The organism is Kitasatospora sp. Ki12 (assembly GCF_054601375.1).
In genome coordinates, this window is record NZ_BAAIHT010000002.1 from 635,305 (window position 1) to 658,828 (window position 23,524).

General features: G+C 72.0%; 16 protein-coding genes. 5 read left to right on the top strand and 11 right to left on the bottom strand.

Annotated elements, in window-relative coordinates; genetic code table 11:
* Positions 1–99: 99 nt before the first annotated feature.
* The 7 genes from ACYP53_RS20355 to ACYP53_RS20385 all read right to left on the bottom strand — a co-directional run bounded on the left by ACYP53_RS20355 (position 100) and on the right by ACYP53_RS20385 (position 9,606).
* A complete protein-coding gene (locus ACYP53_RS20355; protein WP_459648403.1) occupies positions 100–876 on the bottom strand; it encodes a YhjD/YihY/BrkB family envelope integrity protein in 777 nt (258 codons plus the stop codon).
* Positions 877–1,019: 143 nt separating this feature from the next.
* Positions 1,020–3,341, bottom strand: a complete 2,322-nt coding sequence (locus tag ACYP53_RS20360; RefSeq protein ID WP_459648404.1) for a PP2C family protein-serine/threonine phosphatase — start codon at positions 3,339–3,341, stop codon at positions 1,020–1,022.
* Complete coding sequence (locus ACYP53_RS20365; protein ID WP_459648405.1) at positions 3,338–7,171, bottom strand: HAMP domain-containing protein; 3,834 nt, start codon at positions 7,169–7,171, stop codon at positions 3,338–3,340. Before ACYP53_RS20365 ends, ACYP53_RS20360 begins: the two co-directional genes overlap by 4 nt.
* Before the next feature lie 152 nt (positions 7,172–7,323).
* Positions 7,324–7,680: an STAS domain-containing protein gene (locus ACYP53_RS20370; RefSeq protein ID WP_189914349.1), complete on the bottom strand. Its 357-nt coding sequence runs from the start codon at positions 7,678–7,680 to the stop codon at positions 7,324–7,326.
* Between the two features lie 73 nt (positions 7,681–7,753).
* Entirely contained in the window at positions 7,754–8,725 is a 972-nt protein-coding gene (locus tag ACYP53_RS20375) for a SigB/SigF/SigG family RNA polymerase sigma factor (RefSeq protein ID WP_459648406.1), read from the bottom strand.
* A 228-nt stretch (positions 8,726–8,953) separates the two neighbouring features.
* Entirely contained in the window at positions 8,954–9,427 is a 474-nt protein-coding gene (locus ACYP53_RS20380; protein ID WP_459648407.1) for an ATP-binding protein, read from the bottom strand.
* 35 nt (positions 9,428–9,462) lie between these two features.
* Complete coding sequence (locus ACYP53_RS20385) at positions 9,463–9,606, bottom strand: hypothetical protein (protein WP_459648408.1); 144 nt, start codon at positions 9,604–9,606, stop codon at positions 9,463–9,465.
* A gap of 210 nt (positions 9,607–9,816) precedes the next feature.
* Here ACYP53_RS20385 and ACYP53_RS20390 point away from each other — a divergent pair, with 210 nt between their 5' ends.
* The 3 genes from ACYP53_RS20390 to ACYP53_RS20400 all read left to right on the top strand — a co-directional run bounded on the left by ACYP53_RS20390 (position 9,817) and on the right by ACYP53_RS20400 (position 12,063).
* Positions 9,817–10,599, top strand: a complete 783-nt coding sequence (locus ACYP53_RS20390) for a DUF6328 family protein (protein WP_459648409.1) — start codon at positions 9,817–9,819, stop codon at positions 10,597–10,599.
* Between the two features lie 115 nt (positions 10,600–10,714).
* Positions 10,715–11,362, top strand: a complete 648-nt coding sequence (locus ACYP53_RS20395) for a TMEM175 family protein (protein ID WP_229928399.1) — start codon at positions 10,715–10,717, stop codon at positions 11,360–11,362.
* Positions 11,359–12,063, top strand: coding sequence for an alpha/beta fold hydrolase (locus tag ACYP53_RS20400; protein ID WP_459648410.1), 705 nt, complete (start codon positions 11,359–11,361; stop codon positions 12,061–12,063). The genes ACYP53_RS20395 and ACYP53_RS20400 overlap by 4 nt, the downstream gene beginning before the upstream one ends.
* A 50-nt stretch (positions 12,064–12,113) precedes the next feature.
* On the opposite strand, the gene ACYP53_RS20405 is transcribed toward ACYP53_RS20400, so the two are convergent.
* On the bottom strand, positions 12,114–12,830 hold the full coding sequence (locus ACYP53_RS20405) for an SDR family oxidoreductase (RefSeq protein ID WP_189914354.1): 717 nt from the start codon (positions 12,828–12,830) through the stop codon (positions 12,114–12,116).
* A 142-nt stretch (positions 12,831–12,972) separates the two neighbouring features.
* Between ACYP53_RS20405 and ACYP53_RS20410 the strand changes: the two genes are divergently transcribed.
* Together ACYP53_RS20410 and ACYP53_RS20415 are read left to right on the top strand one after the other, a co-directional pair.
* Complete coding sequence (locus ACYP53_RS20410; protein ID WP_459648411.1) at positions 12,973–13,926, top strand: AraC family transcriptional regulator; 954 nt, start codon at positions 12,973–12,975, stop codon at positions 13,924–13,926.
* A gap of 332 nt (positions 13,927–14,258) precedes the next feature.
* A complete protein-coding gene (locus ACYP53_RS20415; RefSeq protein WP_459648412.1) occupies positions 14,259–15,626 on the top strand; it encodes a ricin-type beta-trefoil lectin domain protein in 1,368 nt (455 codons plus the stop codon).
* Positions 15,627–15,752: 126 nt separating this feature from the next.
* Here ACYP53_RS20415 and ACYP53_RS20420 read toward each other — a convergent pair whose 3' ends face one another.
* From ACYP53_RS20420 to ACYP53_RS20430, 3 genes are all read right to left on the bottom strand, one after another.
* Positions 15,753–18,173: a ricin-type beta-trefoil lectin domain protein gene (locus ACYP53_RS20420; RefSeq protein ID WP_459648413.1), complete on the bottom strand. Its 2,421-nt coding sequence runs from the start codon at positions 18,171–18,173 to the stop codon at positions 15,753–15,755.
* Positions 18,174–18,483: 310 nt separating this feature from the next.
* Entirely contained in the window at positions 18,484–19,947 is a 1,464-nt protein-coding gene (locus tag ACYP53_RS20425) for an arabinofuranosidase catalytic domain-containing protein (RefSeq protein ID WP_459648414.1), read from the bottom strand.
* A gap of 463 nt (positions 19,948–20,410) precedes the next feature.
* Complete coding sequence (locus ACYP53_RS20430) at positions 20,411–23,398, bottom strand: glycoside hydrolase family 48 protein (RefSeq protein ID WP_459648415.1); 2,988 nt, start codon at positions 23,396–23,398, stop codon at positions 20,411–20,413.
* Positions 23,399–23,524 lie beyond the last annotated feature (126 nt).

The window sequence follows — 23,524 nt, forward strand, 5'->3', positions numbered from 1 at the left end:
CGCCGCGCATGCCAGTCGGCGGTTCCGGAATCTCCACAACTCCCATGCGTCCGGCGCACGTTGCCCGCCACACCCGCGCCGTCCGGCCCGGTCCGCCGGTCAGGGCTCCTGGCGGGCCCGGACGGCGGCGCTCCCGACCAGCGCGCCGCCGTAGACGGTGTAGCCGACGCCGATCAGCCACGTCTGGACGACCAGCACCGTGCCGACGGTGCCGTAGGAGATGGCGTTGGACACCAGCAGCGGCGCGAAGACCACCCGGGAGAACAGCCGGAGGCCGGCCAGCGCCGCCATCGTCGCGACGGCTCCCGGCAGCAGGTCCCGCGGCGGGACGCGGCCGGCGAGCAGCAGCCGCTGGAGCCACCAGAACAGCAGGACGCCGCCGACGGTCGTCGCGACGATCCGGAAGGTCGGCTGGACGGTCGAGTGGCGCCAGAACGTACCGCTCCAGGCCGCCAGCACGATGTAGCCGGTCAGCCCGGCCAGGCCGAGGGCCTGGCGCCAGATCGCGTGCCACGGCCCGCGGTCGAGCTGCCAGATGCGCTCGTACACGCCTTGGACCGCGGACATCAGGGAGACCCCGAAGACGGCCAGCGCGGCCAGGCCGACGCCCGTGGTGGTGCTGAGTACCTGGCCACGGGAGACGAAGAGCCGGTGGACGGCGGTGGCGCCCTCTCCGGTGAGGCCGAGGCCGTCGGTGATCCACTCGGCGATGCCGCTGCCGCGCGAGGGGAAGGCGGCCGCGATGACGATCAGCAGCGGGACGAGCGTCACGAAGAACAGCGCCGCGAACGCCATCGAACGCTGGAGCAGTTCGATGGTGCGGCCCTGCCCCCACACACCCTTGACCGTCGCCCGCAGGATCCGCCACGTACGCACGGCCGCTCACCCGGGTGCGCCGTGCGGCGACGGTCGGTTCATGGTCACTGGATCCTCACTGCGCCGGGTGCCCGTTGCCGGAACTGAGCCCTCAGGATGCCACCGGGGGCCGCACGCGACGACCCGGCGGCGCGGTGTGAGGGCTACTCCAGCACGGGCTTTGCCAGCTGAACGGCGACCAGGCAGGTGTCGTCGTCGGTGTCGGCCGGGCTGAGTTCCAGCAGGCGGTCGAGGTACCGCTCCAGGTCGGGGCCGGGCGCGCCGGCGGCGCGGATCAGCTGGTCGACGGACTCCTCGACCGGGCGGTCCCGGCGCTCCACCAGACCGTCGGTGTAGAGCAGCAGGACGTCGCCCGGGGGCAGGTGGGCGGTGTGCTCCTCGTACCGGGCGTCCTCCAGGGCGCCGAGGAGGATGCCGTGCGGCAGCGGCAGCACGTGGGCGCCGTCCGGTCCGACCAGGATCGGCGGCAGGTGGCCGGCCCGCGCCCAGCGCAGCCCGCCGTCGGCCTGGTCGAGCATCACGCAGACGGCCGTGGCGGTGACATGGCCCGGTTCGCGCAGGGCGATCGTGTTGACCCACTCCAGCAGCCGGGCCGGGCCGGCCCCGGTGACCGCGAGGCCGCGCAGCGCGTGCCGCAGCGCGACCATGCCGGTGGCGGCGAACACGCCGTGCCCGGCGACGTCCCCGACGGCGAGCAGCACGCGCTGGTCGGGCAGCGGCAGTACGTCGTACCAGTCGCCGCCGACCCGGTCCCGCTTCGCGGCCGGGCGGTAGCGGACGGCGGCGCGCAGGCCGGTGGCGCCGAGCGGGGGCGGTGCCGCGGGCAGGATGGCCTGCTGGAGCCGCAGGGCGAGCCGCTCGCCCTCGGCCGCCTCCTGTTCGGAGTCGGCGAGACGCGCCCGGGTGGCGCCGAGCGCGACCTCCGTCCGGTGCTGGGCGGACACGTCGTGGAAGGCGCCGCGGACGGCGCTCAGCCGGCCCTGGTCGTCGAGGACGGGCTCGGCGATCACGCGGGTGTAGCGGTGGGCGCCGTCCGGGCGGACCAGCCGGAAGACGGCGGACGCGGTCCGGTGCCGGTGGCGGACGGTGTCCAGCAGGCGCCGGATCGCGGGCTCGTCGTCGGGGTGGGTGTGCCGGGCGAGCCGGGCCAGCGGAACGGGGGCGGCGTCGGGCGGCAGCCCGTAGATCTCGCGCAGGCCGTCGCTCCAGCGGACCCGGCCGGTGTCGAGCCGCTCCTCGAAGCCCGCGACCCGGGCGAGCCGCTGGGCCTGCCGCAGCAGGTCGGTCTCCTCCTCCGCGTCGCCCTGCCCGGGCTCGGGCTGCCAGCCGACCAGCAGCCGGTCACCGTACGGGGCGGCGGTGAGCAGGACGGTGGCGGGAACGGCGAGGACGTCCCGCTGGGCGAGGGCGTCCCGCCGGAAGACCAGTCGCACCCGCTCGCCGGGCAGTGGGGCCCCGGTCTCGTGCACCCTGAGCAGCCGTTCGAAGAGGCCGGCGGCACAGGCGACCGGATAGGCCTCCAGCAGCGAGGTGCCCTCCAGCGCGTCCTGCGGGCGGCCCAGCGGATCGTGGAAGTGCGCGTTGGCCCGCACGATCGTGAAGTCGTCGACCTGACCCCGGCGGACGACCGGCTCCAGCAGCAGGGCCGGGGTGGGCAGGCCTTCGAGGAGAGCGGTGTCCTCGTCGGACGGGACAGGGGTCCGGGCCTCGGCCAGGAGGGTCGCACAGAGGTCGGCGAGGGCGTGGAGCCGGCGGCGCTGGAGCCCGCCGAGCGCCGGGGCGGGGCCGGGCACGGGCCACAGCAGCTCCAGCGCGCCCTGCCGGCGGCCCCCGACGAGGAGGGGGAGGACGACCCTGGCCGAACCGGCTCCCACCGAGGGGCCGTCGCTCCCCGGGTCGCCGGGCCACAGCTCCGGCCCGCCCCCGACGACGCGCTGGGCCGGGGTGGGGACGCCGGGCGGGACGCGGCTCCAGGCGGCGGCCTCGGCGGCGAGCAGCCCGGCGTGCGCGGCGAGGGCGAGCGCGCCGCCCGGCAGGCGCTGCCACAGGGCGACGGCGTGGACGCCGAGCGCGCGTCCCGTCTGCTCCAGGACGGCTTCGGCGGCGCGTCCCGGGTCGGGGAGGGCGGCGAGCGCGGGGGTCACGAGCGGCGGCGGACCGGGCTCCGCTGCAAGTGGCTCGGGCGCTGGGCCGGGTGGTGGCTCGGGCGCTGGCCCCGCCACGCCGGCGATGTCGGCGGCCAGGGCGACGACCGGTACGCCGGCCTCCCGGGCGAGCCGGGCGAGGTGGGCGGCGGCCTCGGCGGGGAGCACGCCGAGGCGCTCGGCCAGCATCCCGGTGGCGAGGTCCACGACGGCCCGGCCGCGCTCCCCGGCCCGCGTCCGGGCGGCGGCGTCCTGGAGCCGGCGGACGGTTTCGGCGAGGGCCCGGGCCGTACCGTCACCGGGCTCGTGCCCGGCGGTCACGGCGTGTCCAGCACGTGCCGCATCCGGTCGAGCAGGTCGCGGGTGTCGACGGGTTTGGTGACGTGATCGTCGGCGCCCGCCGCCAGGCTCTTGTCGTGGTCCCCGGGCATGGCCTTGGCGGTGACGGCGATGACCGGCAGGCGGGCGAGGCCTTCGTCGGCGCGGATGGCGGCGATCGCGGCGTAGCCGTCGAGGCCGGGCATCATCACGTCCATCAGGACCAGGTCGGTCTCGGGGTGGGCGCGGAGCAGGTCGAGCCCGGCACGGCCGTCGGGGGCGTGCAGGACGGTCAGGCCGTACGGTTCGAGCGCGGCGGCCAGGGCGAAGACGTTGCGGACGTCGTCGTCGACGATCAGGACGGTCCGCCCGGCGAGCGGGTCGCCGGGCCCCGGAGCCACCGGGGCCGGCCCCACCGGGTCCGGGGAGACCACGATCCGCGGCTCGGGTTCCGCTTCGCCGTCCGGGTGTCCGGGCCCGCCGACCGGAAGGTGGAGGGTGAACCGGCTGCCCTTCCCCGCGGTGGAGCGCACGGTGAGGGTGCCGCCGAGGAGCCTGGCGAGTTCGCGGCTGATCGACAGCCCGAGGCCGGTGCCGCCGTAGCGGCGGCTGGTGGTGCCGTCGGCCTGCCGGAAGGCGCCGAAGATGGTGTCCAGGTGGGCGGGGTCGATGCCGATGCCGCTGTCCTCGACGTGGAACGCCACCGCTGAGGCCACCCGTCCGAGTTCGGGCGGCAGATCCGGGCCCGCGGCGCGCTCGATCCGCAGCTCGACCCGGCCGGTGTCGGTGAACTTGACGGCGTTGGAGAGCAGGTTGCGCAGCACCTGGCGCAGCCTGGCCTGGTCGGTGACGAGCTCCTCCGGCACCGAGCGGTCGACGTCGACCCCGAAGGCGAGGCCCTTCTGGTCGGCGAGGGGCTTGAAGGTCGACTCGACGTACTCCAGCAGCTCGCGCACGGCGAAGCGTTCGGGGGTCAGCTCCATCTTTCCGGCCTCGACCTTGGAGAGGTCGAGGATGTCGTTGATGAGCTGGAGCAGGTCGGTGCCGGCGGAGTGGATGACGCCCGCGTACTCGACCTGCTTGGGCGTGAGGTTGCCGGTGGAGTTCTGGGCGAGCAGCTGGGCGAGGATGAGCAGGCTGTTGAGCGGGGTGCGCAGTTCGTGGCTCATGTTGGCCAGGAACTCGGACTTGTACATCGAGGCGAGGCTCAACTGCCGGGCGCGTTCCTCCAGTTCCTGACGGGCCTGTTCGATCTCCAGGTTCTTGGCCTCGATGTCGCGGTTGCGCTGGGCGAGCAGGGCGGCCTTCTCCTCCAGTTCGGCGTTGGAGCGCCGCAGTTCCTCCTGTCCGGCCTGCAACTCCTCGGAGCGGGCCTGGAGTTCCGCGGTGAGGCGCCGGGACTCGCCGAGCAGTTCGTCGGTACGGGCGTTGGCGAGCAGGGTGCCGATGTTGACGCCGCAGGCCTCGGTGAACTGCTCCAGGAAGTCGCGGTGGACCTGGGTGAAGGGGTGGACGGAGGCGAACTCCAGGACGCCGAGCAGCCATTCCTCCAGGGCGATGGGCAGGATGACGAGCGAGCGGGCGTCGGCGGCCCCGGAGCCGGAGGCGAGGGTGGCGTAGCCGGGCGGCAGGTCGTCGACGACGACGGTGCGCCGGGTGCGGGCGGCCTGGCCGACCAGGGACTCCCCCGGCCGCAGCCGTCGGGTCTCTCCGGCCGGGCGGCCGTAGGCGCTGATCAGGGCGAGTTCGGGGCCGTCGGCGGTCTCCTCGGCGAGGAAGAAGGCGCCGTACTGGGCGCCGATCAGCGGGGTCAGCTCGTCGGTGATCATCTCGGCGACGGCCCGGATGTCCCGCCGGCCCTGGATGGCGGCGGAGAAGTGGGCGAGGTTGGTCTTGAGCCAGTCCTGCTCCTGGTTGGCCAGGGTGGTCTCGCGCAGCGATTCCACCATGGCGTTGATGTTGTCCTTGAGGTCGGCGACCTCGCCGGAGGCGTCCACGCTGATCGAGCGGGTGAGGTCGCCGGCCGCGACGGCGCTGGTGACCTCGGCGATCGCGCGGACCTGCCGGGTGAGGTTGCCGGCCAGTTCGTTGACGTTCTCGGTGAGCCGCTTCCAGGTGCCGGAGACGCCCTCCACCCGGGCCTGGCCGCCGAGCCGCCCCTCGCTGCCGACCTCCCGGGCCACCCTGGTCACCTCGGCGGCGAACGAACCCAGCTGCTCCACCATGGTGTTGACGGTCGTCTTCAGCTTCAGGATCTCGCCGCGCGCGTCCACGTCGATCTTGCGGCTGAGGTCGCCCTCGGCGACGGCGGTGGTGACCTGGGCGATGTTGCGCACCTGACTGGTGAGGTTGTGCGCCATGAAGTTGACGTTGTCGGTGAGGTCCTTCCACGTCCCGGCGACGTTGGGGACGCGGGCCTGGCCACCGAGGATGCCCTCGGTACCGACCTCGCGGGCCACCCGGGTGACCTCGTCGGCGAAGACCGACAGGGTGTCCACCATGGTGTTGATCGCGTCGGCGAGCGCCGCGACCTCGCCCTTGGCCTCCACGGTGATCTTCCGGGACAGGTCGCCGCGCGCCACCGCGGTGGCCACCTCGGACATCGAGCGGACCTGGCCGGTGAGGTTGGAGGCCATCACGTTGACGTTGTCCGTGAGGTCCTTCCACGTCCCGGAGACGCCGCGGACCCTGGCCTGGCCGCCCAGGTTCCCGGCCGTGCCGACCTCCCGGGCCACCCGGGTCACCTCGTCGGCGAACGCGCAGAGCTGGTCGACCATCGTGTTGATGGTCTCCTTCAGCTCCAGGATCTCGCCGCGCGCGTCCACCCGGATCTTCTGGGTGAGGTCCCCCTCCGCGACCGCGGTGGTCACCTCGGCGATCGCGCGGACCTGCCGGGTGAGGTTGTCCGCCATGACGTTGACGGATTCGGTGAGGTCGCGCCACGTCCCGGAGACGTCCCGGACGTCCGCCTGCCCGCCGAGCCGGCCCTCGGTGCCGACCTCGCGGGCCACCCTGGTCACCTCGGCGGCGAACGAACCCAGCTGGTCGACCATGGTGTTGATGGTCGTCTTCAGTTCCAGGATCTCGCCCCGGGCGACCACCGAGACCTTCTGGGTGAGATCGCCCTCGGCCACCGCCGTGGCGACCTGGGCGATGGCGCGGACCTGGGAGGTCAGGTTGCCGGCCATGAAGTTCACCGAGTCGGTGAGGTCCCGCCAGGTGCCGGCCACGCCGGGGACGCGCGCCTGGCCGCCCAGGCGCCCCTCGGTGCCGACCTCCCGGGCCACCCGGGTCACCTCGTCGGCGAACGCGGACAGCTGGTCGACCATCGTGTTCACGGTGTTCTTGAGCTCCAGGATCTCGCCCCGCGCGTCCACCTCGATCTTCTGGGTGAGATCGCCCTTCGCCACCGCCGTGGTCACCTGCGCGATGTTGCGCACCTGCCAGGTCAGGTTGCCCGCCATCGCGTTCACCGCGTCGGTCAGCTCCAGCCACGTCCCGGCCGCGCCCGGCACCTGGGCCTGACCGCCGAGCAGGCCGTCCGTGCCGACCTCCCGTGCCACCCTGGTCACCTCGGAGGTGACCCGCGCCAGCTGGTCCGCCATCCCGTTGAAGACCGTGACGATCTCCCCGAGCACGCCGGGCTGGTCGAGGGTGAGCCGGGTGCGGAAGTCGCCGTCACGCACCGCCGTCAGCCCGACGAGCAGCCGCCGCAGGGCCTGCTCGGCCGGGTCGGCCGGGCCCGCCGGGTCGGCCGGGTCGGCCGGGCGCGGTGGGTCGGCCGGAATGGCCGGATTGGCCGGCTGAGCACCGGGCGCCGACTGCTCGTCCATCCGTCCCACCACCCGAATCGATCACACGGCCGGGGTGCCCCGACCGGGCGCCCCGACCCCGAGGGCGGCGGCGGGCCGCCGCCCTGTTCCACTGTGCCACCGGATCGCAGCGGGTGGCAGACGGCGGCAGAGGGCGGCAGGCAGGACGGGTGTCAGCCCGGCACGGTGTCGCGGATCGGAAACGCGTCCGTCACGCCGGTCAGTTCGAGCATCCGCAGCACCAGGGGCTGCGGACGGGCGAGTTCGATGCGACTGCCCTCGACCGCCGCGCGGTCCCGGGCGCGGAGCAGGGCGTTGAGTCCGGTGGAGTCGCAGAACTCCAGCCCGGCGCAGTCGATCACCACCACCGTCGCCGGCCCGGCGAGCGCCCGGCCGAGGGCCGCTTCGAACCCGGCGACCGTGTCCAGGTCGAGCTCCCCGTACGGGGCGAGCACGGTGCCTTCCGCCCACGGCTCGGCCTGGACGGTGAAGCCCTCCTGGTGCCGGGTCTTCGGCGGCTGGTGGGTCATGGTCGCGCGCTCCTTTCGTCCCCGGCACGGCTATCCACTGCGGCGGGCCGGAAACGTCCGGTGGGCCGGAAATTCAGGCGGGTGCCCCGCCGTCGCCCGTTCCCTCGGCCTCGCCCGTTCGCTCGGCCTCGTCCGACCCCTCGGCCTCGTCCGCCCAGCCGGGGGCGTCGCGGTCCTCCAACTGCTCGCGCAGCCGGGTGAGCATGGCGGTGAGCAGCCGGGAGACGTGCATCTGGGAGACGCCGATGCGTTCGGCGATCTGGGACTGGGTCCACCCGTCCCAGAAGCGGAGCTTGAGCACGGTCTGCTCGCGGCGCGGCAGATGGGCGAGCAGCGGCCGGACGGCGGTGCGGAAGTCGGCGAGGTCGATGCCGGGGTCGCAGGAGCCCAGTCGGTCGAGGATCGCGCTGCCGCTCTCGTCGCTGTCCTGGTCGCGCAGCGCGTCCAGGGAGTCGGGGCGGTAGACACGGCCGGCGATCAGGCCCTCGACGACCTGGTCCTCGGTGAGGTCGAGGGCCTCGGCGATCTCGTCGGGGTGCGGGAGGCGGCCGAGCTCCTGCTCCAGCCGGTCCGAGCCGCGGGCCACGGTCAGGTACAGCTCCTGCATGCTGCGCGGGACCCGTACCGGCCAGGAGGTGTCGCGGAAGAACCGCTTGATCTCGCCGGCGATGGTGGGGATGGCGTAGGTGATGAACTCGACGCCGCGCCGCGGGTCGTAGCCGTCGACGGCCTTGATCAGGCCGATCGTGCCGACCTGGAGGATGTCGTCCATGTCCTCGGCCCGGTGGCGGAAGCGGGCGGCGATGAAGCGCACCAGCGGCATGTTGAGCTCGATGACGGTGCCGCGCACGTAGCTGTAGGCGTGGCTCTCGCGGGCGAGCCCGGCCAGGCGCTCGAACAGCGCGTCGCTGAGTTCACGCGCCTCGGACTTTCCCATCGCGCGCAGCTGCGCGTCGGTCGGGCGCGGCGGCAGGTCGGGCGGGAGACCGGACGGTGGGGCGGCCGCCCGCTCGGCCGGGCGAACGGTTTCCAGTGTGGTGCACACGGGTGGCTTCTCCTGGCTTCGGGGCTTTCCGAAGGACCGTGCCCGGCTTCGTCGGGCCGCGGCCCCGGTGACACCCGGCGAGGGTGCGGATGCGGCCGGCTGCGTGCCGTGGCCGCTTCAGGGGGTTTTTACCCGAAACACGACATTTGATTCATGTTTCGGGCGGTCTACCGACCTTTCTCCGGGCACAGGCGTGGAGAGCGCGAGGTCCGAGTCCCGGGGCACAACTCAGTCCGGACGGACGGCTCGCTCCAGCGGCTCCAGCGGCTCCAACGGGGAGGGGACCTCCAGCCAGACCAGCTTCCCCTCGCCCTCGGGCAGCGAGCCCCAGGCCCGGGCGAGCCGGTCCACGACCCGCAGGCCGTGGCCGCCCGGCCGCCCGGGGTCGGTGAACGGGCGCAACCGCGGCGGGACCGGGCTCGCGTCCGTGACCTCCACCCGCAGCCGCACGCCGTTCCAGCTCAGCCGCAGCTCCCGCGGGCCGCCGGGGGCGTGCATGCACGCGTTGGTGACCAGCTCCGAGACCATCAGCAGGACGTCGTCCGTCACGGCCGACCGCTCGCCGGTGAAGGCCGGGAGCCAGTCCCAGGACGCCAGGGCCCGGCGGCTGAAGTCCCGGGAGCGCTGCACCGCGCCCTCGCTGCCCGCCAGCACGAGCCGCCTGGTCCGGTCGGCGTCGCCCGGCACGGGACTTTCCTGCATCGGGCCTTCCTGCGCGGGACCTTCCTCGGGACGCTTCATGCCGGGCCCGCCTCCCGCGCGGCGCCGAAATCGGCGGCGCCGAGATCGGGGTGGAGACGCGGCACCCGGTCGGCCCCGGTGACGCGCAGGCCCGCCCGTTCCCGCTCCCCCGAGCTGGGCTCGTCCGCTGGCCGTGCCATGGCGTGCTCCCGGTCCGGTCGTGGCGGCGTCGTGGCGTCCCGACCATCATGCCGCGCGCCCCACCTGGTCGCCCGGACGCGCACCGCCGAGCGGAACGCGGCCCCTGGCAGGGCCGGGCTCAGCAACTGCTCCTCGTCCACGCCGTCCACGCCCCGCGTTTGCCCGGCTGCACGGCGGCTACACGCCTGAGGGGGCAGGAGGCGATCACCATGACCACGCCCGAGACCGGACGCGGCGGCCCCGGCAGGCTCCGGACCGGCCGCAGGGAGTCCCCCGAGGAGCGGGCGGACCGGTGCTGGGTCGACCTGCTCCAGGAGGTGCGGGTCGCCCAGACCGGCGCCCAGGTGCTCTTCGGCTTCCTGCTGAGCGTGGTCTTCATGCCCCGCTTCGCCCAGCTCGGCGGCTTCGACCGGGGCCTGTACGTCGCCACGGTGGTCCTCGGCGCGCTCGCCACCGGCGCGCTCACCGCCCCGGTGGCCTATCACCGGATCTTCGCCGGCCGCCACCTCAAGCCCCAGCTGGTCGACGCCGCCGCACGGCTGGTCGCCACCGGCCTGGTCCTGCTGGCCCTGACGATCGGCTCCGCGCTGCTGCTCCTGCTGCGGGTGGCGACGGGTTCGGCGGCCGCGGGCTGGATCGCCGCTGCCGTCATGCTCTGGTTCCTCTCCTGCTGGCTGGTCCTCCCCGTCCAGCACGTGCGCCGCCACGACGGGCACTCCGACCGGCCGCCGCCGGCAGCCGGGCATGAAGTGACGCTTCCTGGGCAGACGCCGCCCGGGGCGGACGGGACCGCCCCCGTCACGAGAGGAGTCCGTGCCATGGGTACCGAGAACAAGCTGCGCAACGCCGCCGAGAAGGCCACGGGAAAGGTCAAGGAGGCCGCCGGGCGGGCCACGGGGGACCGGACGATCGAGGCGAAGGGCCGCGCCCAGCAGGCGAAGAGCGACGTGAAGCAGGCCATGGAGAAGATCAAGGACGCGGGGAAGGCCTGAACCGACGCACGACGCACGACGCCCGACGCAGGACGCCCGACGCCCGACGCCCGACGCGTCCGCTGACGGAGCGTCGCTCCTCGGTCCGTAGCCCGAGTTCTGCCATCCTCACCGGGTGGCGACGGATCGGGCTACGGCCGGGACGACCGACTCGGGACGGGTGGAGGCCTTCAGCGACGGCGTGTTCGCCATCGCGATCACCCTGCTGATCCTCGAGATCAAGGTGCCGGAGGCCCACAGCGGGAGCGAACTGTGGCACGCCCTCGGCGCGCAGTGGCCCTCGTACTGCGCCTACGTGGTCAGCTTCCTGGTGATCGGCGTGATGTGGGTCAACCACCACACCGTGTTCACCTACATCGCCCGCGTCGACCGCACCCTGGTCTTCCTCAACCTGCTGCTCCTCCTGGTGGTCGCGGCGCTCCCCTTCCCCACCGCGCTGGTCGCCGACAACCTGCGCGTCCCCGACGCCTCGAACGTCGCCGCCGCCGTGTACGGGGCGGTGATGGTGGCCCATGCCGTCACCTTCACCCTGTTCTGGTACCACGTGACCCGGACCGGCCACTGCTTCGACGAACGCGTCGACGTCCGGGCCGCCCGCGCCACCCGTGCCCGCTTCAGCCTCGGCCTGGTCATCTACCCCGCCACCGTCGGCCTGGCCTTCGTCTCCGCGGCGCTCGCCCTCGCCGTCCACGGCGCCCTGGCCGTCTACTACGCCTTCAACCAGACGCCCGTCCCCACCCGAGACCCCGGAAGCCGGCCATGACCGAACCGACCTACGTCCTGGTACCCGGCGCCGGCGGCGAGGCCTGGTACTGGCACCGCGTCGTGGACGAGCTGCGCGCCCGGGGGCGCGAGGGGATCGCGGTCGACCTGCCCGGTGACGACGGTTCGGCGGGGCTCCCCGAATACACCGAAGCGGTCGCGCAGGCGGCCGGCGACCGCACCGGTCTGGTGCTGGTCGGCTTCTCCCTGGGAGCGTTCACCGCCTCGCTGGCCTGCGCCCGGCTCCCGGCCTCGCTGCTGGTGCTCTTCAACCCGATGATCCCCGCGCCGGGCGAGACGGCGGGCGCGTGGTGGGAGAACACCGGCCAGGGCGCGGCCATGCGCGCCAACGACGTCCGGGAGGGCCGGCCGGCCGACGCCCCGTTCGACCTGGAGACGTACTTCCTGCACGACCTGCCGGAGGACCTGCTCGCCGGGGCGCGGGCGCACGACCGGCCCGAGTCCGACGCGGTGTTCGCCACCCCCTGGAACCTGCCGGCCTGGCCCGAGGTCCCCACCCGGGTGCTGATCACCCGGGACGACCGCCTCTTCCCCGCCGACTTCCAGCGCCGGATCACCCGCGAGCGCCTCGGCATCACCCCGCAGGAGATCCCCGGCGGGCACCTGGCCCCGCTCAGCCGGCCGACCGCCGTCACCGACCGCCTGGAGGCCTACTGGGCCGAGGTCGACTCGGCGGGCTGACCAACCGTCAGCCCGCGCACGGAGGATGAGCAGGCGCCCCGGGCCCCAGGTCACACCAGTGCCGCGCCGCCGTCTATCGCGAGCGTGGTGCCGGTGACGTAGGCGTTGGCCAGGACGAAGAGATAGGCCGCCGCGGCTTCCTCGGCAGTACCGACACGCCGCGTGAGCAGCTCGGCTCCGGCGCCCCGGAGGAAGGCCTCCGGGTCCGGGACGCTGCCGTCCCACAGCTCGGTACGGATCACGCCGGGCTGGATCACGTTGACGCGCAGAGGGGCGAGTTCGACGGCGAGTGCCCGGGCCAGGGCCTCGATGCCGCCGGTGATACCTGCCGTGAGCGCGGTCCCGGACAGGGGGCGGATCGCGAGGACGCCGGAGCTGAAAGTGATCGAGCCGCCGTCGCGCAGTCGCGGTGCGGCGTACTTGGCGGAGAGGAACGCGCCCCAGAACCGGCGCTCGAAGACGGCCCTGGCCTCCTGCGGGGTGGTGTCGACCAGCGGCTTGATCAGCAGGGATTCGCCCGCGGTGTAGACGAGGTGGTCGAACTCCCCGACCTGCTCGAAGAACGCGGCAATGGCCTCCCCGTCGGCGACGTCCAGGCGGCGGCCTTCGGCCGGTTCGCCCAACCGCTTCGTCGCGGCGTCCACGCGGTCCTGGTTGCTGGAGGCGACCACGACGTGCGCGCCGGCCGCCGCGGCCTGTCGGGCCACCGCGAAGCCGATGCCGGAGGTTCCACCGATGATCACGATCTTCTTGCCGGCCAGAGACATGGGATCCGTTCCTTCGTCGACGCGGTGCCGGGGCTCGGCACCGCCATGGCACGAACGTACGCCTCCTCATCGAGACGATGAATGACTGAAGATCTCGATTCCCTGTCATATCGTCTCGCCGTGCGGGCACTAGAGTGGCGCCATGGACATCCTGAGCGACACCCTCGAAGTCCTGCGCACGGGGCGCCCGATGGTGACGCGCACCGACGCGCACGCCCCGTGGGCCCTGAAGTTCCAACCGATCTCGGGAGCCGGGTTCCATGTGGTCGTGGAAGGGCACTGCCACCTGCTGCCACCGCACGGCCAACCGCTCGCGCTCGGCCCCGGCGACATCGTGTTCCTGCGGCGCGGCAGCGGGCACACCCTGTCCGACGTGCCGGGCCGCGATCCGGTGGACTTCGTACCGGAGCGCGTGGACCGTTCCTCGCCGATCGGCCAGGCCACTGTGGACGGGCCGGGGCCGCGCACGGTGCTGGTGTGCGGCGCGTACGCGATCGACGTCGATCGCCCGCATCCGCTGTTCAGCGATCTGCCGGAGGTCATCCACCTCCCCGCGGTTCCCGGCCGCCACCCGGTGCTGCGCTCGGCGGTCGATCAGCTGTGCGCCGAGTTCCACGCGCCGCAGCCGGGCTCGGACGCGGTCGTCACGGCGCTCATCGATCTGCTGCTGCTGTACATCCTCCGGTCCTGGTACGCCGAACTGCCGACGGAGCGGACCCGGGGTTGGACGGCCGCGCTGACCGACCCCGCAGTCGCCCCGGCCCTGAAGGCGATCCACGACGATCCCGGCCGCCCCTGGACCGTGGAGTCGCTGGGCACCCGCGCCGGGCTGTCCCGCGCGGCGTTCGCCCGCCGCTTCGCCTCGGTGGTCGGCGAGCCGCCGTTGACCTACCTGACCAACTGGCGGATGGCCACCGCGGCGCGGTTGCTGCACCGCTCGGCGGCCCCGCTGAGCACCATCGCGCAGCACACGGGGTACACCTCGGAGTTCGCCTTCGCCAAGGCTTTCAAACGACACTTCGGATCGCCGCCGGGGACCTTCCGCAAGCGGGTCAGGACGGCGGGCGACGAACCACGCGGAGACGACCGGCGGTGAGGGCCGGGACGTTCGACCCGGCGTCAGCGCCTCGCTCGCCGCTCGCCGCACGGACGCCGGGGTGCTTGTGAGAAAGGTTGACGGCGCGTGCGAAGTGATGCACGCTGCCGCCGTCGCCTCCAATCGTCCCGCCGCATGGTGGAGGGACGAACCATCCGCAATTTGTTAGCGCTCACATTCGGCGGACCCCCACCCGCGCGTCTCAGGCGACGCCCCACCCGCGCGCATCGCCGAGGGCCCGCCCCGCTCGATCGCACCGTTTCAACCGGACGGCGGAACATCCGCCGGCCGGCGCCCTGACCTCCTGTCCACCCACAGCGAAGGAAGAGCTCATGAAACGCAGATCCTTATTCACCCCCCTGCTGTCCTCGATGGTCGTCATCGTGGCCGCGATCAGCATGGCGCTGGCCGGCGGCTTCAGCGCGACCGCCGCTCCGGCCGGGGCCGCCGCTCCGGTCAAGGCCTCTCCGGCCAACGCCGCCGCGGGCACCGGTGGCTGCGGCAAGGCACCGTCGCTGGCGAGCGGCTCCCACACGATCACCAGCAGCGGCCAGAACCGCGGCTACATCCTGCGGGTCCCCGCCAACTACGACCAGAACCACCCCTACCGGCTGGTCTTCGGGTTCCACTGGCGGGGCGGCACCGCCAGTGACGTCGACTCCGGCGGCACCGACGGGTACAACTGGTCCTACTACGGGCTCAGGCGACTGGCGGACGCCGACAACAACGGCACCATCTTCGTCGCACCGCAGGGCTTCGACAACGGCTGGGCCAACTCCAACGGCCAGGACCTCACCTTCGTCGACGACATGGTCAGGCAGCTCGAAGCCGGTCTGTGCGTCGACTCGACGCAGCTCTTCTCCACCGGCTTCAGCTACGGCGGCGCGATGAGCTACGCGCTGGCCTGCGCCCGGCCGACGGTCTTCCGCGCGGTCGCGGTGTACTCCGGAGCGAACCTCAGCGGCTGCGCCGGCGGCACGCAGCCGATCGCGTACATGGGGCTCCACGGCCTGCGGGACAACGTCCTGCCCATCTCCTCGGGACGGGACCTGCGTGACCAGTTCGTCAGGAACAACGGCTGCACCGCGCAGAACCCGCCCGAGCCGGCGTCCGGCAGCCTGACTCACGTCGTCACCACATACTCCGGGTGCAAGTCCGGGTATCCGGTCGTCTGGGCCGCGTTCGACGGAGCGGGCCACGACCCCGGCCCGATCGACGGGTGCACCTGCGACGGCTGGCGCACCTGGACGTCCGGTGAGGTGTGGAAGTTCTTCAGCCAGTTCGGCTCCAGCACTCCCCCGCCCGGCGGCGGCAACCAGCAACTCGTGGGCCAGGCCTCGGGTCGCTGCGTGGACATCGGCAACTCCGCCACGACCAACGGCACCCAGGCCCAACTGTGGGACTGCCACGGCGGAACCAACCAGCGGTGGACCTACACGACGGGCAAGCAGCTCATGGTCTACGGCAACAAGTGCCTGGACGCCTCGGGCAAGGGAACCGCCAACGGCACCGCGGCGGTGATCTGGGACTGCAACGGGCAGACCAACCAGCAGTGGAACGTCAACTCCGACGGCACGATCACCGGAGTGCAGTCGGGCCTGTGCCTGGACGCCAGCGGCACGGGTACGGCGAACGGGACGAAGGTCCAGCTCTGGGCCTGCTCGGGCGCGGGCAACCAGCAGTGGAGCCTGCGTAGTTGAATACGGCTCCGGGGCCGGTCCCGCGGTTGCGGGACCGGCCCCGGAGCACATCCGCCGAGGGCACCGTCAGGAGTACGGGGACACCGTCAGGAGTACGGGGACACCCTCAGGCGTACGGGCACACCCTCAGGAGAGGTTCCACTTCTGGTTGGACTGCCCGTTGCAGGACCAGAGTTGGACGAGGGCGCCGTTGCTCGTGGAGACGCCGGTCACGTCCAGGCAGAGTCCGGACTGGACTCCGGTGACGGTGCCGTCGGAGTTGAAGGTCCACTGCTGGTTGCTCTGGCCGTTGCACGTCCAGACGGCGACCTGGGTGCCGTTGCTCGTGCCCTTTCCGTAGGCGTCCAGGCAGAGTCGGCTCGTGCCGCCGTAGACCGTCAACTCACCGCTCGGGGTGCGGGTGAAGGTCTGGTTGGCCGCACCGCTGCAGTCCCAGATCTGGGTCTGGGTGCCGAGGGTGGTCGACGCGTTCGGTACGTCCAGGCACTTGCCCGCGCCCACGGCGTGCATGGCTCCGGTGGTGCCGGTGCCGGGGCCGCCCGTCACGCCCGCCTGGGTGATCACCTGCTGCGCCCCGGACGGCCAGTTGGTACCGCTGACCTGGACGTTCCCGGTGAGGACGTTGTTGTGCGGGGCGCCGGTGGCGACTTGGGTGGCGCCGCCGTTGTACCAGTTGCCGGAGAAGGTGCTGTCGTTGGTGTTGTTGCTGCCGCTCGCGTTGGTGAAGGCCCACACGCCCGAGTCCTGGACCACGTTGCTGCTCAGGCTCTCGGAGCGGGAGCCCTCGTCGAGGTAGAGGCCGACGGTGTTCCGGTTGTCGTAGACGTAGTTGTGGTCGATGCTCGTGCCCGGGTTGGCGGACAGGGTGTAGATGCTGCCGCCGTCGTGGAACACCTTCTTGGTGCCGTGCACCTTGTTGTAGCTGATGACGGTGTTCTTCAGGGTCGTCGCCGTGGTGTACACGGGCTGGTAGTTGTAGAGGCCGCGGTTGCGGTAGTCCTGGCTGCCGCCGATGTCGTTGGCGCCCCAGCCCCAGCCGACGTCGATGCCGTCGTAGGCGAGGTCCGAGACCTCGTTGTGGGTGATGACGGCGTGGGTGACGTAGGTCGAGAGGATCCCGGCCATGTCCTTGTAGTCCTTGGCGACATCACTGATCCGGTTGTCCTGGATGGTGATGTCCTGGTTCGTCATCGCGGCGTTGGACGGGTGGTGGGCGTCGGGCTGCACACCGCCGACCACGATGCCGGCCCCGGAGTCGTCGGTGAACGTGTTGCCCGAGACCGTGATGCCCGAGGCTCCCAGGCCGACGCCGGAGCCATGGGCGTTGCTGTCGTTGCCGATGCCGAGGCCCACCTGGCCCAGGTGGGAGAAGGAGTTCCCGGAGAAGGTGATGGCGGAGGCCGCCGAGACCTGCACGGCCGCCGGCACCTGGTTCCAGCTGTTGCGGGCGGCCTCGAAGAGCTGGCACCCCGACTGGCAGGAGGTCATGAAGTCCGAGGGCTGGGTGAAGGTGCCCCCCAGGAACGCCCCGCTCTGCTGGTCGGCGTAGCCGACGTTGGTGCTGGGCTGCAGCCAGGTGGTGTGGTTGAAGGCGATGCCCTGGAAGGTGATGTCGTGCGCGGGGTTGGTGTAGCTGCCGCCGATCTGCACCAGGGAGGTCAACCGGGGCAGTTCGATGTCGTGGGCCGTGGCCTGCCAGCCCGCCGGGGCCTTGTAGTACAGCTGGCCCGCCTGCGGGTCCAGGTACCACTGTCCGGTGGACTTCAGGAACGCGTAGGAGTTCTGCAGCTGCAGCGAGCCGCCGGCGAAGGGCTTGAACAGGGTGTCGTAGCCCCAGTTGTTGTTGTTCCAGGCCGGCTGCTGCATGGTGACGGTGGTCCCGCTGATGGACTGCACCGGGGCGTAGCGGTCGGTGAAGGAGTTCTGGCTCTCCAGCTCGATCCGGTTCTGCTGCGGCAGCGTGGCGAGATAGTTCAGCGCCGGGTTGACGATGGTCATCCCGCCGGCGGTGATGTTCACGTCGTTGCGCGAGATCGGGATCGCCGCCCGCGGCGCCAGCATCCCGTCGACGAACAGCTGCCGCGAGTCGGCACCGGTCGGGACCGGCGCCGCGTAGATGTTGTTCGCGGAGTCCTTCAGGGTCCAGCCCGTCACCTGCTGCCCGCCCGACAGCACCGGGCTCGCGCCCGGGGCGGCCTGCCAGAGCACCCGGTGGCCGTTGTTGCCCGAGTCGGCGCTGCCGAGCGTGAGCGGTGCAGTCAGCCGGTAGGTTCCCCCCGCGAGCTGCACCACGATGTCGCCGGTCATGCTCCCGTTGACGGCCTCCACGGAGGTCTTCGCCTGGGTCAGGGAGCACGGGGCCGAGGAGGAGCACGCGGTTCCGCTGCCGCTCGGCGAGACGTACAGGGTGGTCATCGTCGCCGCCTGGGAGACCGTGGCGGGCGCGATGACGGCGGCGCCGACGGCCAGGGCCGCGGCGAGGGCCCCTCTCGTGAGGCCGAAGACCGGGATTCTGCGGTGGGTGGGTTTCAGGTGGGTGGGTTTCATGGGTTCGCTCTCTCCTCGCACGGTGGTGGGCGGTGCGGGGCGGCTGGGACACCGCCCTCATGGAGCCGTCCCCGGCCGGTGCCGGCTGGGGACGGGGTGGTGTTCGCGGGCAGGCGCCCGGTCGGGCCGTGGCCGGCCGGGGCGGTCGTCCTGTGCCGGGCCGGTCCTCCTAGGCCGGGCCGGGTGCCTGCGCCGGGACGGTTGTCCTACGCCGGCCCTCGTGCCGACACCCGGACGGTCGTCGTCCTACGCCCCGGCGGTCGTCCCGCGCCGGGACGAGGGCGGGCCGGAACGCCGGTCGCGTCCCGGCTCAACTGCGGGCCCACTTCTGGTTGCCGGCACCGGTGCACTGCCACAACTGGACCAGGGTCCCGTTGGCGGTTCCGAAGGCGCTGACGTCCAGGCACAGGCCGGACTGGACGCTGGTGACGGTGCCGTCGGCGTTGACGTTCCACTGCTGGTTGGTCTGCCCGTTGCAGTCCCAGATGATCGCCCGGGTGCCGTTCGCCGTGCCCTTGGCCTCGGCGTCCAGGCACTTGCCGCCGAGGACCCGCAGCTCCTTGGCGCCGGTCTGGGTCCACTGCTGGTTGCCGCCGGTGTGGCAGTCCCACAGCTGCGTCTGGGTGCCGTTGGCCTGGTTGCTGTTCGGGACGTCCAGGCAGCGGTTGGCGCTGGTGCTGCGCAGCGGGGCGGCCGCGGCGCCACCGGTCTTGCCGTAGCCGGCGGCGGTGACGCCCGCCTGCACCGAGTTCTCGGTGGCGTCCGTGGGGAAGCCCGCGGTGATGGCGCCCTCGAAGAACTCGCCCTGGCCGGAGACGCTGTTGTCGCCGCCGGTCCCGAGCAGCAGGGAGCTGTCGGTCTTCATCGGCGAGTAGCCGTTGGGCAGTGCGCCGGAGTAGGTGGTGGTCAGCCCGCCGCTCGCGGCGTTTCCGTACTTCAGGGTGAAGTTGCTGGTCCCGTTGTTCTTCTCCAGGGCGGTGACGAAGGGGAAGTGGATGCCCTGGTTGTTCGGGTCCTTGTTGGAGCCGGTGTTGGTGTGGAACATCCCGTTCTCCAGGTCGGCCTCGACCCACGGGCCTGAGCCGGTGCAGCCGCCGAACCAGCAGGCGTTGCCCCAGTAGATGGCGTTCATGGTGGCGTTGCCGGTGTCGGTGTGGCTGTTCTCGCCGCTGCCGTAGTCGAAGCAGCACCACTGGTTGGTGAACTCGGACGAGGTCACCATGTAGATGCCCTCGGGCTGGGAGCCGGTGGGAGCTCCGTCCGCGTGGTCGATGCGGTAGCCCACGCCCTGCGTGACCTTGACGCCGAAGACCGGGTGTCCGCCCGCCATGACGGGCAGCGCCGAGGCGTCCGCGCCGATGTCGGCGCCGTTGGGGCCCGGCCCCTTCCAGTAGCCGCCCCACGAGATGCCCAGGTCGTTGTGATGGGTGCTCTGGTCGTAGATCTTGGTGATGGTGCACGAGGTTCCGGCGCAGAAGGACGTCTGGGCCGACGCGTCGGCGTAGCCGCCGGCGGAGAGCAGGCCGACGTCGCGGTAGGCGTGGTCGGATCCGCGTTGGACCTGGTACAGCGGGCCGTTGTAGCCCGCGAACAGCGCCCGGGTGGTCGCGTGGGCCGCGATGCAGGGCGTGCCGCCGGCCGCGTAGAGGTCACAGGGCAGCGACGCTTCCGCCGCGGGGGCGGCCGCGGCGGAGGTCACCCCCGAGGCGGGACCGCTCGCGGCGGCCCGGCCGCCGAGGACGGCCGTCGCCAGCACGAGGACCAGTAACAACACGGCGGGCGTACTGACTGGGCGTGAGCTGGTGGAGACGGAGGACGTGCGGTGGTGCATCGGAGCCTCCTTCGAGTGGGGACGCGAGCACGGGGCGGCGGCTGCCGGCCGATGGCAGGGGTCGCCGTCACCAAAGCCCGCAATGAGTACGACACATCTGACGCAGAGTGGTTCGGTTCACCGGCGACGCGATGACGTCCCGTTTGCCGGGCCGCGCTTCTCTCAGGGGAGAAAAGCAGCAACCCCTTCATTGTTAGCGCTAACAATGAAGGGGGAGGCATCGCCGGTACGCAATGCCTCGCCGCCGGAAGACACCCGGTGCGGCGAAATGAGACTGACACATACGTCGGCCGTACTTCAAGAGACGTGCAGCGGTCGGTACGGACCCCGCTCCTGGTTCGACCCCGGCTCCGCACGGGTGCGCGGAGCCGGGGCCGGGTCGGGGCCGGGTCGGGTGACGGGCCGTTCAGCTGCCCGGGTTCACCGTCGGGAACAGCTGGGCGAAGGTGTCGAAGGCGGTGGCGATGTCCGCCTCGGCCCAGAACCGGTGGTAGTTGAAGCTCGGCGCGGCGCCCCCGTCGAGGTAGCTCTGCACCTTGGACCACTGCGGGTCATTGGTGTACCAGGGGCGGATGGACAGGAAGGTGTTGCTGGCCGAGCTGACCTTGGTGCCGTCCGGGTAGGTGCCGCTCCAGCCGGAGGGGACGAACAGGCCCGTGTGGGTGGCGGGCGAGTACGCCTGGGTGAAGCGGCTGTAGTCGGTGCGGGTCTCGGCGGCCGAGTAGCCCAGGCCGTCGGTGTACTTGGCGTGCAGGGTGTCCAGGATGTTCTGGGCGAACTTCTGGGCGCCGCTGTTGCCGGACTTGGCCGCGTAGTACGCGACGGTCTTGGCGAGCGAGCCGGCCACCCCGACGTCGGTGGCGGTACCGCTCGCGGTGACGTGCAGACCCGTGTTGCCGCCGGGGCTGGTGGCGCTCCAGGTGTCGGGCGCACCGGTCCAGGTGAGCTTGTCGGGCGTGATCAGGGTGCCGGTGGCGGGGTCGGCCTTGGACACCGACATGGCCCACGGGACCCACTTGTCGAGGATGGCCTTGGCCCGGGTGTCGCCGGTGGCGTAGTAGTACTCGGCGAACCGCTCCATCGACCAGGTCTGGAACCCGAACCACTGGTTGGAGGCCGGGTCGTGGTACTCGGGCTGCCAGTCGTAGTACAGGCCGTAGAAGGTCGGGTCGCCGGCCGGCGGGGCCGCGTCGTCGCCGTAGTTGCCGCCCCAGCTGTTGGTGGCACCGCCGGCGATGCCGCCCTCGCTGGACTGCAGCCACTGGAAGAACTGGAGCTGCTTGTCCAGGCTGCCCGCCCAGTCGGTGGCACCGCTCGGCGAGAGCGGTTTCAGGCCGGGGTCGTTGGCGAGCACCCAGGCGGCCATCGGGTTCTGGTAGCCCTGGTGGGCGGCGGAACCGGAGATCCGCCAGGACCAGGTGCCCTCGGTCGACCCGCCCCAGGCGAAGTACCAGGTGAGCAGGCCGAGTTGCTCGTCCGCCTTGGAGGTGCCGCCCGGGCAGGTGGTGGCGCCGAGGCAGTTGCCGGCCTTCTTGAAGTACTTGTCGTAGAGCGAGTAGCGCAGGTAGTCGCCGAGTTTGGCGGCCTTGGCGAGGGTCCCGGTGATGGCCGCGCTCTTGCCCTGCGACTTGGCGAACTGCTCCGCCCAGTAGGCGGCCTGTACCAGTCGGGCGTCGGCGTCGGGCGCGTCGGTGAACTTGTACTGCTTGCTGTAGTTCCCGCCGCCGTCGTTGTACAGGCTGAGGAAGCCGGAGTTGCTGTTGCCGTACTTGAACACGTCGCAGTCGGGCTGCGGCACGGTCTCCCAGACCGACTCCTCCGGGCCGCGCTGGAAGGTGTTGATCAGGCTGGGCTTGCTGGTGCCGTCCTCGCACTGCCCGAAGCCGTACTTGTTGTCGGTGTCCAGCAGCCAGGCCGGGGCGTACACGTCCGGGCTGCCGTAGGTGCTCTTCAGCTCGCCGGAGAGCGGGTCGGTGCCGACCGGCGCGCTGCTGTTCAACTTGATCGGGTACTGGTCGGGTTGGGCCTTCTCGGGGCCGTAGGTGGCGGGCTTGGCCGGGTTGTAGGTGCTCTGGCCGGGCTGCTGGGTGTGGCTGGGGATCAGGTTGGTCTCCAGGCTGGTCCAGGCGTTGTTGAAGGGATTCCAGTCGCCGGTGATCCGCCCGTAGTCGGCCTCCAGCCACAGCCAGTAGCTGTAGGTCTCGGAGGTGGTCTCGTGGCCGTAGTCGGGAGCCTCCACGATCAGGGTCTCCACCGAGTGGTACGGGATGCCCTGGGGACTGAAGTACCCGTTAGCCGGATTCTTCATCTTGCTGTAGAGGTCCAGGAAGTACTGGTCGTAGCCCGAGGTCTTCGCCGCCTCGGTCACCGTGACGGCGGCGGAGCCGAAGCCGGTCGCGGAGGCCGTGAAGGTGGCGGTGCCGCCGACCTGGCCGGCGTCGGTACCGGCCGCGATGGTGACGGTCTGCGGGACGTTCCAGTTGACCGGGGTGAAGCTGAGGGTGGCGCCGGAGGTGACGCTCAGGTCCGGGTCGCTGCCCGAACGGACCACCGTCACCGTGGTGTTGGCGGCCGGCGCCTGGGAGAGCGCGACGGTGAAGGTGCCCGTGCTCCCCTGCTGGACGGCGAGCGAGGCCGGGCTGACCAGGACGCTCGGCCCGGCCACCTTGATCGCGACCGGGCTGGAGGTCGTGGTGGCACCGGCGTTGTCGGTGGCGACGGCGGTGACCGAGTAGTCGCCCGCCGCCACGCTCGCCCAGTTGACGGTGTACGGCGCGGTGGTGTCGCTGCCGATCAGGGTGTTGGTACCGGCCGAGGTCGAGGCGTAGAAGTCGACCTTCGCGACGGTCCCGTCGGCGTCGGCCGCGTCGGCGGAAACCGTCACGGTGGAGCCCGGGGTGAAGGTCTGCCCGGCGGCCGGCGAGGTGAGCGCGACGGTGGGGGGCTGGTTGGCACCGCGGCAGGGCGTGCCGTTGACGGTGAAGGCGGTGGGGGCGGTGTTGGCGCCGCTGTAGGAGAAGTTGGCGCTGGTGGTGTAGGCGGCGCCGGGGCTGATGGTCGGGGCGTAGCTCGGGTTGGTGGCGGTGACGGCCTGTCCGGTCTGGCTCCAGATACCGTTCCAGCCGTTCTGGAGGGTCTGGTTGCCGGAGAAGGTGTAGCCGAGGGTCCAGCCGTTGATGGCGGCGGTACCGGTGTCCGTGATGGTGACGTTGGCGGTGAAGCCGCTGCCCCAGTCATTGCCGACGGCGTAACTCACGCCGCAGGACAGGCCGGTGGCCGCCGCCGCGGAGGGCACCGTGAGGGTGCCGCCCGCCGCGGCGACCAGGGCGAGAGCGGTGGCCGTCGCGGTGACGGTGAGCCGGTTTCCCCTGGCACGCAGGGCCTTGCGTCGCATGCGCGTCCTCCAGATGGGTGGGGTACCGCCACGCGGGTGGGGGGATGCGCGGCGGACGGAGGTGTTGCGTGCGATCGTGGGGCGGCGCGCCCGGCTTGGGAAGCGCCCGCGGGGCTCGGCGGTGTC